The sequence below is a fragment of the Mesobacillus sp. AQ2 genome (assembly GCF_030122805.1).
Taxonomy (GTDB): domain Bacteria; phylum Bacillota; class Bacilli; order Bacillales; family Cytobacillaceae; genus Mesobacillus; species Mesobacillus oceanisediminis_A.
The window spans coordinates 1,346,250-1,362,237 of record NZ_CP126080.1; the positions used below are offsets into that span (position 1 = coordinate 1,346,250).

General features: G+C 45.1%; 15 protein-coding genes. 14 read left to right on the forward strand and 1 reads right to left on the reverse strand.

Translation table 11 applies throughout. The features are described from left to right. Nucleotides 1-39 precede the first annotated feature (39 nt). From hemE to QNH36_RS06705, 5 genes are all read left to right on the forward strand, one after another. The gene (gene hemE / locus QNH36_RS06685) at nucleotides 40-1,086 is read left to right on the forward strand and encodes a uroporphyrinogen decarboxylase (protein WP_144474453.1); all 1,047 of its coding nucleotides are present in this window, start codon (nucleotides 40-42) and stop codon (nucleotides 1,084-1,086) included. Nucleotides 1,087-1,176: 90 nt separating this feature from the next. After that, nucleotides 1,177-2,121, forward strand: coding sequence for a ferrochelatase (hemH, locus tag QNH36_RS06690; protein ID WP_144474454.1), 945 nt, complete (start codon nucleotides 1,177-1,179; stop codon nucleotides 2,119-2,121). 19 nt (nucleotides 2,122-2,140) lie between these two features. Beyond that, nucleotides 2,141-3,568: a protoporphyrinogen oxidase gene (gene hemY / locus QNH36_RS06695; RefSeq protein ID WP_283904965.1), complete on the forward strand. Its 1,428-nt coding sequence runs from the start codon at nucleotides 2,141-2,143 to the stop codon at nucleotides 3,566-3,568. Nucleotides 3,569-3,687: 119 nt separating this feature from the next. Then, entirely contained in the window at nucleotides 3,688-4,260 is a 573-nt protein-coding gene (locus QNH36_RS06700; RefSeq protein WP_251544600.1) for a TetR/AcrR family transcriptional regulator, read from the forward strand. Nucleotides 4,261-4,335: 75 nt separating this feature from the next. Next, the gene (locus tag QNH36_RS06705) at nucleotides 4,336-6,537 is read left to right on the forward strand and encodes a YhgE/Pip domain-containing protein (protein ID WP_144474457.1); all 2,202 of its coding nucleotides are present in this window, start codon (nucleotides 4,336-4,338) and stop codon (nucleotides 6,535-6,537) included. A gap of 106 nt (nucleotides 6,538-6,643) precedes the next feature. Here the strand turns inward: QNH36_RS06705 and yhfH are convergent, their stop codons facing one another. After that, nucleotides 6,644-6,778, reverse strand: coding sequence for a protein YhfH (yhfH, locus tag QNH36_RS06710; RefSeq protein WP_144474458.1), 135 nt, complete (start codon nucleotides 6,776-6,778; stop codon nucleotides 6,644-6,646). A gap of 170 nt (nucleotides 6,779-6,948) precedes the next feature. Here yhfH and QNH36_RS06715 point away from each other — a divergent pair, with 170 nt between their 5' ends. The 9 genes from QNH36_RS06715 to QNH36_RS06755 all read left to right on the forward strand — a co-directional run bounded on the left by QNH36_RS06715 (nucleotide 6,949) and on the right by QNH36_RS06755 (nucleotide 15,396). Beyond that, entirely contained in the window at nucleotides 6,949-7,683 is a 735-nt protein-coding gene (locus QNH36_RS06715; protein WP_144474459.1) for an MBL fold metallo-hydrolase, read from the forward strand. A gap of 14 nt (nucleotides 7,684-7,697) precedes the next feature. Continuing rightward, nucleotides 7,698-8,687: a lipoate--protein ligase gene (gene lplA / locus QNH36_RS06720; RefSeq protein ID WP_144474460.1), complete on the forward strand. Its 990-nt coding sequence runs from the start codon at nucleotides 7,698-7,700 to the stop codon at nucleotides 8,685-8,687. 169 nt (nucleotides 8,688-8,856) lie between these two features. Then, nucleotides 8,857-10,413: a fatty acid--CoA ligase family protein gene (locus QNH36_RS06725; protein ID WP_144474461.1), complete on the forward strand. Its 1,557-nt coding sequence runs from the start codon at nucleotides 8,857-8,859 to the stop codon at nucleotides 10,411-10,413. A gap of 103 nt (nucleotides 10,414-10,516) precedes the next feature. Next, complete coding sequence (locus QNH36_RS06730) at nucleotides 10,517-11,293, forward strand: enoyl-CoA hydratase-related protein (RefSeq protein ID WP_144474462.1); 777 nt, start codon at nucleotides 10,517-10,519, stop codon at nucleotides 11,291-11,293. Nucleotides 11,294-11,583: 290 nt separating this feature from the next. Continuing rightward, nucleotides 11,584-12,312 (forward strand): AzlC family ABC transporter permease, encoded by a 729-nt coding sequence (locus QNH36_RS06735; protein ID WP_251544205.1) that lies wholly within the window; start codon nucleotides 11,584-11,586, stop codon nucleotides 12,310-12,312. Further along, nucleotides 12,305-12,610 (forward strand): AzlD domain-containing protein, encoded by a 306-nt coding sequence (locus QNH36_RS06740; RefSeq protein WP_144474463.1) that lies wholly within the window; start codon nucleotides 12,305-12,307, stop codon nucleotides 12,608-12,610. Before QNH36_RS06735 ends, QNH36_RS06740 begins: the two co-directional genes overlap by 8 nt. Nucleotides 12,611-12,852: 242 nt before the next feature. Beyond that, a complete protein-coding gene (locus QNH36_RS06745; protein ID WP_144474464.1) occupies nucleotides 12,853-13,641 on the forward strand; it encodes an ABC transporter ATP-binding protein in 789 nt (262 codons plus the stop codon). Further along, nucleotides 13,625-14,380 (forward strand): ABC transporter permease, encoded by a 756-nt coding sequence (locus QNH36_RS06750; RefSeq protein WP_144474465.1) that lies wholly within the window; start codon nucleotides 13,625-13,627, stop codon nucleotides 14,378-14,380. Before QNH36_RS06745 ends, QNH36_RS06750 begins: the two co-directional genes overlap by 17 nt. A gap of 17 nt (nucleotides 14,381-14,397) precedes the next feature. Continuing rightward, nucleotides 14,398-15,396 (forward strand): aliphatic sulfonate ABC transporter substrate-binding protein, encoded by a 999-nt coding sequence (locus QNH36_RS06755; protein WP_251544202.1) that lies wholly within the window; start codon nucleotides 14,398-14,400, stop codon nucleotides 15,394-15,396. The last annotated feature ends 592 nt before the right edge of the window (nucleotides 15,397-15,988 follow it).

Sequence of the window (15,988 nt, forward strand, 5' to 3'; positions counted from 1 at the left end):
AATGGAATACAGACATTATTGAAAGGTGGACCACACTTAATGAGCAAGATAATCAATGATACTTTCTTAAAAGCAGCCAGAGGGGAAAAAACGGACCATGTCCCTGTATGGTATATGAGACAAGCTGGCCGTTCCCAGCCTGAATATAGAGAGATCAAAGAAAAATATTCCCTCTTCGAGATCACTCATCAGCCTGAACTTTGCGCATATGTAACAAGGCTGCCGGTAGAACAATATGGTGTTGATGCCGCCATCCTTTATAAAGATATCATGACTCCGCTACCAGCTATGGGCGTAGAAGTCGAAATCAAATCAGGCATCGGGCCAGTAATATCGAATCCAATCACATCGCTGTCAGATGTGGAGAAATTGGGCACAATCAATCCAGAGTCTGACATTCCGTATGTTCTCGATACAATTAAGCTTCTTACACAAGAGCAGCTGTCTGTTCCGCTGATCGGGTTTTCCGGTGCACCGTTCACACTTGCAAGCTATATGATCGAAGGCGGACCTTCTAAAAACTATAACAAGACAAAGGCATTTATGTATGCACAACCGGAAGCATGGTACGCATTGATGGAAAAGCTAGCCGATATGGTGATTACTTATGTCAAATCCCAAATCAAAGCCGGAGCTAAAGCGATCCAGATCTTTGACTCATGGGTTGGCGCATTGAATGTCCAGGATTACCGCACATTTATTAAACCAGTCATGAACAGGATTTTCTCGGAACTGAAAAACGAGAATGTGCCATTGATCATGTTTGGAGTGGGTGCAAGCCACCTTGCCCTGGAATGGCATGACCTTCCACTTGATGTAGTTGGTCTTGACTGGCGTTTGCAGATAAGCGAAGCTCGTGAGCTTGGCATCCAGAAAACGGTCATGGGAAATCTTGATCCGGCGATTCTGCTTGCGCCATGGAACGTAATTGAAGAAAAGGCGAAAGCGATCCTTGATCAGGGAATGGCACAGCCTGGCTACATCTTTAACCTTGGACATGGTGTCTTCCCATCAGTTAACCCTGATACGCTGAAAAAATTGACTGCATTTATCCATGAGTATTCTGCCTCAAAGCTGGGCAAATAGTTTCTATTTTCAATCAGAGCATTGGATTTGGTAAATTAGAGCTATTTTTGGCAGAATAAAAGCTTAGAGACTGGAAAAAGAGGTGCAATCATGACGAAGAAAAAAATGGGTTTGCTTGTGATGGCATATGGCACACCTTACAAAGAAGAAGATATAGAACGATACTATACACATATCCGCCACGGACGTCCGCCGGCACCGGAAATGCTTGAAGACCTGCAAAATCGTTATGAAGCGATTGGCGGGATTTCTCCGCTTGCGAAAATCACTGTGGAGCAAGGCGAGAAACTGGAACAGTATTTGAACAGCATCCAGGATGAAGTTGAATTCAAAATGTACCTTGGATTGAAGCATATTGAGCCTTTTATCGAAGACGCTGTAAAGCAAATGCATGAAGACGGAATTGAAGAGGCGGTCAGCATCGTGCTAGCTCCGCATTTTTCAACCTTCAGTGTGAAGTCCTATAATGGCCGGGCAAAAGAAGAAGCAGCCAAGCTGGGCGGACCTGAGATCGTCTCCGTAGAAAGCTGGTATGATGAAAAGAAATTCATCAAATACTGGTCTGACCGTGTGGCAAAAACGTTTGCAGAAATGCCTGCTGATGAGAAGGAAAACTCAGTCTTGATCGTTTCTGCCCACAGCCTTCCGGAGAAAATCCTCCAGATGGGCGATCCATATCCTGCACAATTGAAGAAAACAGCAGACTTGATTGCCAAGCAGGCCGGTGTAAAGAATTACGCGGTAGGCTGGCAAAGCGCCGGCAATACCCCGGAACCCTGGCTTGGACCAGATGTCCAGGATTTGACAAGAGAGCTGTTTGAAGAGCATGGCTACAAAGCTTTTGTGTATGTACCAGCCGGATTTGTTTCCGAGCATCTTGAAGTGCTGTATGACAATGATTATGAATGCAAGGTCGTGACGGATGAAATCGGGGCCAGCTATTACAGACCGCCAATGCCGAATGCAGAACCGGAATTCATTGACGCTATGGCAGATGTCATTTTAAAGAAGCTGTCATCTTCAAGCCAAATCTAGTAAAAGAAGGCGATTTACCGTGACAGATACGAAAAGAGTGGTAATTATAGGGGGAGGCATCACTGGTTTGGCTGCTGCGTATTATTTGCAAAAGCATGCCAGGGAAAACGAGCTTCCTTTGGATGTAAAACTGGTGGAAGCCTCCCACCGTGTTGGCGGGAAAATGCAGACCTATGTAAAAGATGGCTTCGTCATTGAAAGAGGGCCGGATTCCTTTCTTGAACGAAAAGAAAGTGCAGGCCGTCTGGCGAGAGAAGTCGGCTTAGGTGATAAATTAGTCAATAACAGTACAGGCAAATCGTACGTGCTCGTTAAGGACAAGCTTCACCCTATTCCAGGCGGAGCCGTGATGGGAATCCCTACTCAGATCGGTCCATTTGTTACAACAGGTTTGTTTTCATGGCCGGGTAAATTCCGGGCTGCCGGCGACTTCTTCATGCCTCCTTCCAAAGTGGAAGGAGACCAGTCACTCGGGGAGTTTTTCCGTCGCAGGCTTGGTGACGAAGTGGTCGAGAATTTGATAGAACCTTTGCTCTCGGGTATTTACGCCGGGGATATTGATAACATGAGTTTATTGTCCACTTTCCCGCAATTTTATCAGACAGAGCAGAAATACGGGAGTCTGATACTTGGGACTAAGAAATCAATACCGGCCCCGAAAAAGAAGCCTGCTGATAGCGGACAGGTGAAGAAAAAAGGGATGTTCCTGACTGTGACGTCTGGTCTGCAGTCGTTTGTTGATGCGATCGAATCAAAGCTTGAGTCAGGTTCAGTCATCAAGGGAATCCGGGTCGATAAAGTGAGCAAAAAGGAGCATGGTTACCGTTTGAAGCTGAGCAGCGGTGAGACGCTGGATGCAGACAGCATTCTTGTAGCTGCACCGCATGAAGCAGCCCTGCATATGTTCGCTGATCATGAACACATCTTTGACCCATTCCGCGACATGCCTTCAACATCAGTGGCAACGGTGGCGATGGCGTTTCCGGAAAGTGTCATAAAAGAAGATATCGATGGCACAGGTTTCGTCGTCTCCAGGAACAGTGATTACACAATCACAGCCTGCACATGGACACATAAAAAGTGGCCCCATACGACACCAGAGGGAAAAGTTCTGCTCCGTCTTTATGTCGGCAGACCAGGTGACGAGGCAATTGTCGAGCTGTCGGATGATGAAATCATAAAAATTGCATTGGAAGATTTGAATAAAACAATGGATATTCAGGCGCAGCCAGACTTTGCGGTCGTTTCCCGCTGGAAGGAAGCAATGCCGCAGTATACGGTCGGACACAAGCAGAGAGTGGCAAATTTGAAGACTGACCTTGAAAAGGAACTTCCTGGCGTCTTTGTAGGAGGAAGCTCTTTTGAAGGAGTCGGTCTTCCCGACTGCATCGACCAGGGGGAAGCTGCGGTCGAAAAAATACTTGGATATTTGCAGCTTAACCGATAAAAAACCCTTTTCTAAGGGTTTTTTATTTTACATACTTGCCACAGTGAAAAAGATGTGATAAATTAACTTGTGACGAAATGACCGTTTTTCTCATTCAGTCATTTTATGGAGGTGTAATCATGGCAATCGACCGGAGGCAGCAGATCATTGATGCGGCAAACAACTCTTTTTCTCTTTACGGCTATAAGGCAACGACAATTGATCAGGTCGCAAAGCTGGCGAATGTAGGGAAAGGGACAATCTATACTTTCTTCAAAAATAAAGAAGAGCTTTTCGATGAAATTATTAACGGCCTTATCAAAGAGATGGGAGAGGTCGCAAATGAAGCTGTGAATCCAGCAGATTCTTTTTACGAAAATGTCCACAGAGCTTTATATCGGCTGCTGGAGTTCCGTAAAAAGCATCAGCTGACGATAAAGCTTTCCCAGGAAGCACGGGACATTGGGACCCCTGCTGTTGTGGAGGTCATGGATAAGCTTGAATCTGCCATCCTGGGTTTCATTAAGGATAAAGTCATCCAGGCAATCGAAAAGGGCGAAATAAAGGAATGCGACCCGGAAATCACTTCTTTCATCATGATGAAGCTTTATATTGCATTGATTTTTGACTGGGAAAAGAAAAACAAGCCGCTGGAAAAAGCGCAAATTTCAGAGCTGTTTGAGTTCTATATTTTCAAAGGATTGTCTCATTAGGAGGGAGTCCTTATTTTCAGCACATAATTGACCAAATGAATAAAACGGTCATTTATTTTATCTAGGAGGATTAAGATGAGAAATAAACTGTTCACCCAAGAATTGCTTGCTATTTTTCGAAATAAGAAGCTGCTGATCCCGATTATTGCCGTCTTGTTCATTCCGGTTTTGTACAGTGGAATGTTCTTATGGGCATTCTGGGATCCATATGAACATCTTTCCGATCTTCCTGTAGCAGTTGCCAACAGTGATGCTGGGTCAACGATTGATGGAAAGAAGCTTGAACTCGGCAATGACCTGGTGGATAAGCTGAAAGAAAACCAGGATTTTGGTTTTGAATTTGTATCAGAAGAAGAAGGGGAAAAAGGACTTGAGCAGCAAAAATATTATATGCTTATCAAAATCCCAAAAGATTTCTCTGAAAATGCTACAACATTGATGGATGAACATCCTGAGAAACTCGAACTTGTTTATATGCCTAATGAAAGCTTCAACTTCCTATCTGCTCAGATTGGCGGAACAGCAGCAGAAAAAATCAAGGCTTCTGTGTCCGAAAAGGTTTCTGAAACCTATGCGGAAACTATGTTTGACAATATCGGCGAACTGGCCGATGGTCTTGGTCAAGCGAGTGACGGTGCTGCAGACTTGAACGATGGTGCGGTCAAGCTAAAGGATGGCAGCCAGAAGCTTTATGATAATCTATCTGTGCTCGCTAGCAAGTCGATTGAGTTCAACCAGGGAATGAACTCAGCTGATTCTGGTGCGAAAGAATTGGCAAATGGAGCAGGAAAGCTAGCCGGGGGACTTGGTCAATTGGAGGAAGGGGAAACGAAGCTTGAAAATGCTTCAGGTCAGCTTCTTACAGGCCAGAAAGACTTACAGGCAGGAGCTTCAGAAGTAAAAGCTGGTTTAGAGCAGGCAAACAGCAAGATACCAGCATTGATTGAAGGTACTAAACAAATTGAACAGGGTTCTGAGAGTCTCGGCCAAAACCTGACAGCCTGGAAAAGCGGGGCTGATAATGCAGCTGGCGGAGCGGCACAACTTCATGCCGGTATTCAAGAACTGCAAAAACAAATGGAGGCGATGGCGCCTTTATTGAGTGCATACCCTGATAAACAAAAAGAGCTTGCCGCAGCGCTTGCTAAACTCGAAGCTGGAAGTGCAGGTCTTGAGAATGGGACAGCGCAACTTTCAGATTCAGCAGGTAAACTGGCTGCAGGATCTGGGGAATTATCAGCTGGCTTGAATAAAGTCATTGCTGGCCAGGGTGAGCTCCAGCAGGGAATCTCCAAACTTGCAGCGGGCAGCGGGCAAGTAGAAGGTGGGGCTGCGAAACTGGCGGCAGGCCAGGAAGAATTTCATTCAGGTCTGCAGCAGTTCGGTGACAAGCTGAGTGAGGCGAAAGCTGGTTCTGTTGAGCTGGCAAATGGAAGTTCCAAGCTTGTCGGCGGAATGGACCAGCTGGCAGCGGGGGCGGGTGCCATGACGGACGGAGCAGACAAACTGGCATCTGGTGCGGGAGAATTGTCTGAAGGCAATTCCAAGGTAGCGGCTGGGACATCCGAGCTTGCTGAAAAGCTGAAGGATGGAGCAGAAGAAGCAAAGGTGAATCCAAATCAGGAAACCTACAATATGCTTGCTGCGCCAGTAAAGCTGGCAAATGAAAGCTTCAGCTCAGTTCCGAACTACGGAACAGGATTTGCACCATATTTCTTATCTCTTGGCTTATTTGTCGGTGCGTTGCTGCTTTCGATCGTATTCCCATTAAGGGAACCAGCCGGAGTTCCTTCAAGCGGTGCAAGCTGGTTCTTCAGCAAATTCAGCATCCTTGCCGGAATCGGCATATTACAGGCACTTGCAGCCGATGCAATCCTTCTTATGGGGCTGGGTCTTGATGTACAAAGCGTTCCTTTATTCGTGGTGTTCTCGATTATCACAAGTCTGACTTTTATTGCTTTAATCCAGTTCCTTGTGACGTTATTAGGAGATCCGGGGCGTTTTGTTGCAATCGTCATCCTGATTTTGCAGCTTACGACAAGCGCAGGAACTTTCCCATTGGAATTAATTCCAGGATTCCTTCAGAAGTTTAACGCATATTTGCCAATGACTTATTCAGTCCAAGGTTTCAAAGCTGTCATCTCAAGCGGGGATTTCACTTTCATGTGGCAAAATGCAGGGATTTTAGCTGGGTTTATTTTATTCCTGGCAGCAGGAACAGCAATCTATTTCCATTGGATGTTCAAAAGAAAATTCACCATGCTAGTTGAGGAATAAAAAAGGAGCCAGCTCTTAAATGTAGAGCTGGCTTTTCATTTGCAGTTTTATCACTGCGGGAAAGGGATTGTATTACACCCGGAAAACCGGGGAAGGAAAACGAAGGTTAAAACTTTCCTGGGTCCATGCATCCGTCACATTTATTTCCGTAGCATTCATGCTGTTCATCAATTGTTTCTCCACACTCAATGCATTGCTTCTTTGGCAAATTACGAAAGAATTCTACAACATTTTCAATCATGATGTTCCCTCCATTTGAGTAGTTGTTTTGGTACAGTGATATTATTTACTACATTGTATTATAACAGTACAGATGACGTCAATCATAATTTTCTGAAAAAACGGCTAAAGTGAAAAAATGGGCAAAATGAAGTATAGTGAAAGAAAAGTGTGATTATAGGAGGGAATTAATTGAAGCTGACAATAGTAGGATTCTGGGGCGGATATCCTAAAGTGAATGAAGCCAGTACCGGATACTTGCTTGAACACGAAGGTTTTAAGCTCATGATAGACTTTGGCAGCGGCGTTCTCGCGAAGCTCCAAAATTTTGTGCAGCCTGAAGAACTGGATGCGATGGTGCTGTCACATTATCATCCTGATCACGTTGCTGACATCGGTGTACTGCAGCACGCGCGTCTGATCCAGGGTTTTTTGGGAAAGAAGTCACCTCAGCTGCCAATTTACGGTCATACACAGGACAAGCAAGAGTTCGCAAAACTTACATATAAGAACATCACAAAGGGTGTGGCCTACAACCCGTCAAAAAAGCTTGAAATTGGTCCTTTCACCATATCCTTTATCCCTGCGGTCCATCCTGCCCCATGCTATGCAATGCGGATCGAAGCTGGCGGCAAGTCCTTGGTGTATACAGGGGATACTTCCTTTAAGGAAGAGTTCATTCCTTTTGCATCCGGGGCTGACTTATTGCTTTCAGAATGCAATTTTTATGGTAACCAGGACGGCAAGGGTGCGGGACATATGAACAGCTATGATAATGGAAAACTCGCTAATCAGGCGGGAGTAAAGCAGCTGGTACTGACTCACCTGCCACATTATGGTGAAATCGATCAGCTCGTTTCCGAAGCTTCATCACTATTTTCCGGCCCGATAACTTTGGCCAGGGAAGGTCTTGAAATAACCTTATAAAAGGAGAATCAACCATGTTATTTATTGATAATAAAGGAATCACAGATCCGAGGATCAACCTGGCAATCGAAGAATATGCCTTGAAGAATCTTGATATCAATGAAACCTACCTGCTTTTCTATATAAACGAACCATCCATCATCATTGGCAAGAACCAGAACACAATTGAAGAAATCAATACCGAATATGTCGAAAATAACGGCATCCATGTCGTCCGCCGTTTATCCGGAGGTGGTGCCGTGTACCACGACCTTGGCAATTTGAATTTCAGCTTTATCACGAAGGATGACGGAGACAGCTTCCATAATTTCAGGAAGTTTACTGAGCCAGTGGTGAACGCCCTTCGGAAAATGGGAGTAAACGCGGAATTAAGCGGCAGGAATGACTTGTTGGCAGAAGGCAGGAAGATATCCGGAAACGCGCAATTTTCAACAAAAGGGCGGATGTTCAGCCATGGCACCTTATTATTTGATTCAGAAATCGAAAGCGTCGTTTCGGCGCTTAATGTAAAAAAGGACAAAATAGAATCGAAAGGAATCAAATCAATCCGCAGCCGAGTCGCAAATATTTCCGAGTTCCTTTCAAATAAAGTGACAATTGAGGAATTCCGCTCCCTTCTGTTAAAAAATATCTTTGAAGGACTGGATGAGATTCCTGAGTACGTCTTAACAGAAAAGGACTGGGAAAATATCCATGAACTATCAAAAGAAAGATATCAGAATTGGGATTGGAATTACGGGAAATCGCCAAAATTCAACCTGCAGCATTCCCATCGCTTCCCGGTCGGCCAGATAGATGTCCGATTTGAGGTCAACAAGGGAATCATTGATCAGTGCAAAATCTATGGAGATTTCTTTGGTGTAGGCGATGTCACTGTGATTGAGGACAAGCTGACAGGAATAAAATACGAGAAATCCCAGATTGTCAGTGCGATGGAAGATGTGGACATCAAACATTATTTCGGAAATATTTCTAAAGAAGACTTTATTAACTTAATATATTAAATTTTTGAACGCGGTGTTGATACACCGCGTTTTCTGTTTTATAAATATAAAATGTTAGAATTCTGACATATTCTCCTTGAATCCATAATTTTCTTTCAATATAATATATTTAGAAAACTTTTTATTAAGTTTGGTGATTGAGTTCACCGCAAAGGGGGAAGGGAGTTATATGAATCTTTCATCACAGCTTCATCACACTGCCTCAATGCTGGGCAATAAGCCGGCATATTTTTTCATGGATAAAGCAAGTACCTATGCTGAACTGGATGCGTCCGTCACAAAGTTTGCATCTGGCCTTGAAAAATTAGGGGTAAAAAAGGGCGATCATATTGCCTTGCTGCTAGGAAACTCTCCACATTTTGTCATCAGTTTGTACGGAGCGCTTAGACTCGGTGCAACAGTCATTCCCATCAATCCAATTTACACCGCAGATGAAATCGGCTATATCCTGAACAATGGTGATGTAAAAGTTGTCGTCGGTCTGGACATGATGCTGCCACTCGCTGAAAAAATGCATCAGCACCTGCCAAATGTCGAATACTTTGTCATTGCTGAGACTGGCAAAAGCCAGATGTCTGAAGAAGAAATGTCCAAGCTCACATTAGGTTCGAAATTGAAACCGTTTACACATGTTATTGGTTCCGGTGACCTTGCCTACAAAGGTCCTGAGTTGAGTGATGATGATATTGCAATCATTCTTTATACATCAGGAACGACTGGAAAGCCTAAGGGTGCAATGCTTACACACAAAAATCTGTACAGCAACGCCCAGGATGTAAGCGATTACTTGAGGATGAACGAAGATGACAGGGTGATCACTGCCCTGCCGATGTTCCATGTCTTCTGCCTGACCGTTGCCCTTAATGCACCATTGATGAATGGCGGAACATTGTTGATTGTTCCTAGGTTCAGCCCGGCAGAAGTGTTCCGGATTGCCAGGGAGTACGAGGCCTCTGTATTTGCAGGCGTGCCGACCATGTACAATTTCCTTTTCCAATATCCAGAAGGAAATCCGGATGACCTTAAATCACTAAGACTGTGTATTTCAGGAGGTGCTTCACTTCCGGTTGCATTGCTTCAGAATTTCGAGCGAAAATTCAATGTCATGGTTTCAGAAGGTTATGGTTTGTCTGAGGCGTCACCGGTTACATGCTTCAATCCACTCGACCGCCCGCGCAAGCCTGGTTCAATCGGAACCTCAATCGTGAATGTTGAAAACAAGGTCGTCAATGAAATGGGAGATGAAGTGGCTCCTGGAGAAGTTGGCGAATTAATTGTCCGCGGCCCGAATGTTATGGCAGGTTATTATAAGATGCCAGAAGAAACAGGCGCTACTATCAGGGATGGCTGGCTGTATACAGGAGACCTCGCCCGCATGGACGAAGAAGGTTATTTTTACATTGTTGACCGCAAGAAGGACCTCATTCTTGTCGGCGGTTATAATGTATATCCCCGTGAAGTCGAAGAAGTATTGTACAACCATCCGGATATAGTAGAGGTTGCCGTACTAGGCGTACCAGATCCGAATTTTGGCGAAGCAGTAAGATGCTATGTTGTCAGCAAAAATCCTGAGCTGACAGATGAGCAGCTGCTCGAATATTGCCGCGAGCACCTGGCGAAATACAAGGTGCCAAGCGCAATTGAATTCCTTGAAGAGCTGCCGAAAAATACAACCGGCAAAATTTTAAGAAGAGCATTGAAAAATCAGGTACTGCAAGGAAAGTAATCTTTAAGAAAGAGAGGCAGGCGCCCGTGCCTGTCTCTTTTTCAGCATTTGGCAGGAATTTTTATTTCTCAGATAGAATGTCAATGAAGAAGGAGCTGATAGAATGGGGAATATTGATTTCCAATTGGAAGGACATACAGCAATTGTGACGCTGAATCGACCGGAAGCATTAAATGCTTTTAATTATGACACACTCGACGAATTACAGCGTGTTATTGAAGAAATCAGGACAAACCGTGAGGCCAGGGTAGTGATTTTTACCGGAGCGGGTGAGAAAGCATTCAGCGTCGGAGCTGATTTGAAGGAACGCCGCACACTGTCCGATGAGGAAGTGAAACGCAATATCTATAAAATCGGCGAGGTCTTCACAATGGCAGACCAGCTTCCGCAGCCAACAATCGCAGCGATCAATGGATTTGCCTTTGGAGGCGGAATGGAGCTCGCGCTTGCATGTGATTTCCGCGTTGCTGCTGCCGGGACGCAAATGGGGTTGACAGAAACGAGCCTGGCAATCATACCTGGAGCTGGAGGAACACAGCGGCTGCCAAGGCTGATCGGTCAGGCAAAAGCACTCGAGCTGATCTTAACAGCGAGGAGGCTTAAAGCGGAAGAAGCACTGGAATATGGCCTCGTTACCGCTGTAGTCAAAAAAGAAAGCTTGCTTGAAGAATGCATGAAGTTTGCCGAAATGATGCTGGCGAACGGGCCTGTGGCACTGCAGCAGGCAAAGTACGCAGTCAAGCAGGGAATGAACGGAGACCTGCAGACAGGCCTGCAAATAGAGCGCAAAGCCTACGAAGTCACAATCCCGACAGAAGACAGACTCGAAGCACTGGCAGCTTTCAGTGAAAAACGGAAACCCGATTTTAAAGGAAGGTAACTGAACACGGCCGCGGCCGTGTTTTTTTGAAAAGTCATTTAGGTTCTGCATTATATCAGCGGATATCCGAATATATCGACCACATCCAACGATATATCAGCGGATTCTTCATTATATCAACCACATGACGAGAGAGAGAACACCTACTCGCTTTTTACTAGAGCCTGCCAGTCAAAAATAGATATTTCGATTAAAGAAACACTTTTCCATGGTGCTGGAAATATGTATAATATATTTTAATTGATTAAAGGATTGTAATTTATACATATTAATAGAAAGGCGGGAAGGTCGTGGAAAGTACATTGGCTGTAAAGCAGGCAACAGATTTTAAAAAAGGGATTCAATCAGGGATCAGTATTGCGATAGGGTATATGCCGGTTGCGCTTACCTTTGGCTTGATCGCCAAGACAACGGGACTTGCTCTCGGTGAGACGGTCATGATGAGCATGCTGGTATTTGCAGGTGCCGCACAATACATATCCTTAAGCCTCCTGGCGCAGGGAATCGGTATTTTTGAAGTTATTCTCACTACGTTTATCGTGAATATCCGCCATTTCCTCATGTCTGCGTCTTTAAATGAGAAGGCGGAAGAGGATACGGTTGGGGCGAGGATGGGGTATTCCTTCGGCATTACCGATGAGACGTTTTCGGTCGCAGCCACGCGGGAGGGAACGGTCAATGCCGGGTATATGTTCGGCTTGAATCTCACTGCCTACTCAAGCTGGGTCATCTTTTCAGGGCTAGGCTACCTTGTCGGGGCCGGATTGCCGCAAACCCTTCAAGAAAGCATGTCAGTCGCATTATATGCTATGTTTGTCGGCTTATTGGTTCCATCGATGAAAACCAATGTGAAAGTTATTTATCTGGCAGCACTCGCTGCTGCATTCAACTCGATTTTCACGATGGCTGAACTAATGTCAACGGGATGGGCCATTGTCCTTGCTACTTTATTGTCAGCTGTCCTTGTAGAGGCTGTAGAAACATTCAAGAAAGGCAGGGGGGCAGAAGCAGATGAGTAGAGAAATCATCATCATGATCATAGGCATGGCTGTCGTGACCTACATACCGAGGATGCTTCCGTTCGTGATGTTCCGGGGAAAAGAACTGCCGCCATTTTTGCAAGGCGTCCTGAAGAATGTCCCTTATGCCACACTGGGAGCGCTGATTTTCCCGGCTATCCTGTTCATCCAGGAAGACATCTGGTACGGCCTGATTGGTGCAGCGGCCGCGTTCATCGTTGCCTTTTTGGGAGCAAACGTCATTGTGGTTGTCATTGGTTCAATATCCATTTTGACTCTATATTCTTATTTTTTCTAGATCTGCATACGTGCAGGTCTTTTTTTTTAGAGGGTTCTTCGTAATCTTTGTGGCTGTCACACCTTGCAGACAAATCTCCAGAAAAGTTTAAAACACCCTTCTTTTTAAAAGTGAATGTCCAATAAAAACAGGCTGGATAATCGAAAAAATAATGAAATGTTGACAAGATGATTGAATAGATTATAATTAACTTTATTAATTCCGACTAAACTAATTAGTTTTATGAGAATAGGGTGATTAGATTGTTTATAGAAATCAGCAATGTCCACAAACAGTACGCAGACAAAAATAATCACCAGGTTGATATTTTAAAAGATATTAATCTAGGAGTGAATAAAGGTGAGTTTGTATCCATTCTCGGCCCATCAGGGTGTGGTAAATCTACGCTTCTTTCAATTGTCGCAGGCCTGACTCCCGCAACAAGTGGAGAAATAGTGGTTTCAGGCAAGAAAATTGAAAAGCCGGGAAAGGACAGGGGGATGGTGTTCCAGCAGGCGGCGTTGTTTCCATGGCTGAATGTGCTTGAAAATGTCATCTTTCCATTAAAGAAAGAAATGCCAAAGAAACAGGCTGAAGAGGAAGCGAAGAAATACTTGCAGATGGTGCAGCTGAGCAATTATCTGTCCCATTACCCCCATGAGCTGTCAGGCGGCATGCAGCAGCGTGTGGCGATTGCCAGGGCGCTTGCGATGAACCCTGATATCCTCCTGATGGATGAACCGTTTGGAGCACTGGATGAACAAACCCGTTCGCGTCTTCATGATCAACTGGAGACAATCTGGTCAGAGACGCAAAAAACGATTTTATTCGTAACACACAGTATCTCTGAATCCATTAAGCTTTCAGATCGAATCATCGTTATGGGGACGAAGCCGGGCGTAATCCTGAAGGATATCAAAGTGGAAATTCCAAGGCCTCGACATGAACATAAAAAAGAAATGGTCGAGCTTGAAGAATATATCATGGGCTTCCTGAAGAAGGAGATCGACAAAGTCATCAGGGAGGAGCTTGCACATGAATCCAAACATTAAAAGAATCATATTTTTTGCAGCAGTCATTGCATTCTGGTACACAGGGAGCAAGCTTGAATGGTGGCTGCCGATCATCCTTCCAGCACCGGAAAAAGTCCTGGAAGCCCTTATAACAGGCTTCCAGGATAAGACGCTGATTTATGACCTGATTGCCAGCTTTAAGCGTCTTGCAGTCGGTCTTGGTCTCTCGCTGGTGATTGGCACAGGGCTTGGTGTCCTGCTAGCCAAATCAAAAACGGCTGATGAGACTCTCGGTACAGTCGTCCTGGCACTCCAAAGTGTGCCTAGCATTGTATGGCTTCCGCTTGCAATCATGTGGTTCGGGATGAACGAGAAGGCAGTAATCTTCGTCGTTGTTCTGGGAGGAACGTTCGTTATGACGCTCAATATCAGAGTGGGCATAAAAAATGTTTCACCTTTATTTATAAAGGCAGCAAAAACCATGGGGGTCAATGGCTGGGATTTATATAAAAGAGTGATTTTCCCAGCAGCGATTCCTTATGTTGTCACAGGTTCAAGACTCGCATGGGCCTTCGCCTGGAGAGCCTTGATGGCCGGGGAATTATTGAGCACCGGACCGGGCCTTGGATACACGCTCCGTTATGCATCCGATTTTGGCGACATGGCTCTTGTTATTGGGGTTATGATCATCATTGGCGTAATCGGTACCATCGTAGACCAGCTTATTTTCCAGCGTATCGAAAAATCTGTTCTGAACCGCTGGGGACTTGAATCATAAAATCAGGAGGGAATCACATGAAAAAAGCTTCGATATTTTTGGCATTTTTAATGGCGTTTGCTGTGCTTCTAGCAGGCTGCGGCACCGGGGGAGCATCCAAATCGAATGGCGAAAAGAAAAAAATCGTCATTGGCTATTTTCCTAACATCAACCACGTTCCTGCCATGGTGGCAAAAGACAAGGGCTACTTTGAGCAGCAGCTTGGGGATGGAACAACAGTAGAGTACAAAACTTTCGCTGAAGGCGGTTCATTCATGACCGCACTGAAAACAGGCGAAATCGACGCAGGACTTGTAGGACCAGGACCGGCGATGAACAACTATACAACAGGAGCAGATGTTAAGATTATCGCTGGAGCATCGACTGGCGGTACCGTCGTTTTAGCAAGAAAGGGAGTCGAAATTAATTCTGCTGATGACTTCGCCGGTAAGACCTTCATTACTCCTGGAGTTGGCTGCACACATGATGTCCAGTATGAAACATATCTTGAAGCAGAAGGCATCACTTCACAGCGTATCGGCGGTACAATGAAGCATCTTACCGGCCAGCCGGCACAGTACGCAGCGATGCTTAAGTCGGGAAAAGTTGATATTGCAGTGGCACCAGAGCCATGGGCAGCAGTGATTGAAAAAGAAACAGGTGCAGAAGTCGTCATCGGATGGGATGAAGTATCCTTCGGAGAAACACTCCCTGCATCCGTAATGGTCACTTCCGGCAAAATGATCGAAGAACAACCAGATACTGTTCAAAAAATTATTGATGCACATAAAGAAGCTGTGAAATTCATCAATGAAAATCCAGCAGAAGCTCAGGAAATCACGATCAAAGACATCAAAGAAACGACAGGCCAGGAGCTTGAAAAAGATGTCGTCGAGCTTGCCTGGGAACGCATTGGTTTCACTACTGAAGTCGACGCACAGGCAATCCAGGACTTCTCGGATTCATCCTACGCTTTGAAGTTCCTTAAAGACAAACCAGACTTCAAAACGTTGATTGACGGCAGCTTCCTTAATTAAAACAAAGAGTACCAGGATCTTTCCTGGTACTCTTTTGCTGTTTGAAAAGATGCCCTTATGCAAGGTGTTTTTCTTTTATAAGGGCACCAGTCAGGTGGAGAGATGCCCTTATAAAAGGTATTTTTTCTTTATAAGGGCACCAGTCAGGTGGAGAGATACCCTTATGCAAGACATTCCAGCTCCATAAGGGTACCATTCAAGCGGAGAGATACCCTTATGCATGGCAATCCCGCTCCATAAGGGCACCATTCAAGCGGAAAGATACCCTTATGCAAGACATTCCAGCTCCATAAAGGTACCATTCAAGCGGAAAGATACCCTTATGCAAGTCAATCCCGCCTCATAAGGGCACCATTCAAGCGGAAAGATACCCTTATGCAAGACATTCCAGCTCCATAAGGGCACCAGTCAGGTGGAGAGATACCCTTATGCAAGTCATTCCCCCTCCATAAGGGCATCATTCAAGCAGAAAGATACCCTTATGCAAGCCAATCCAGCTCCATAAGGGCACCATTCAAGCAGAAAGATACCCTTATGCAAGACAAACTACCCTTATAAGGGTACCATTCAAGCGGAGAGATACCCTTATGCA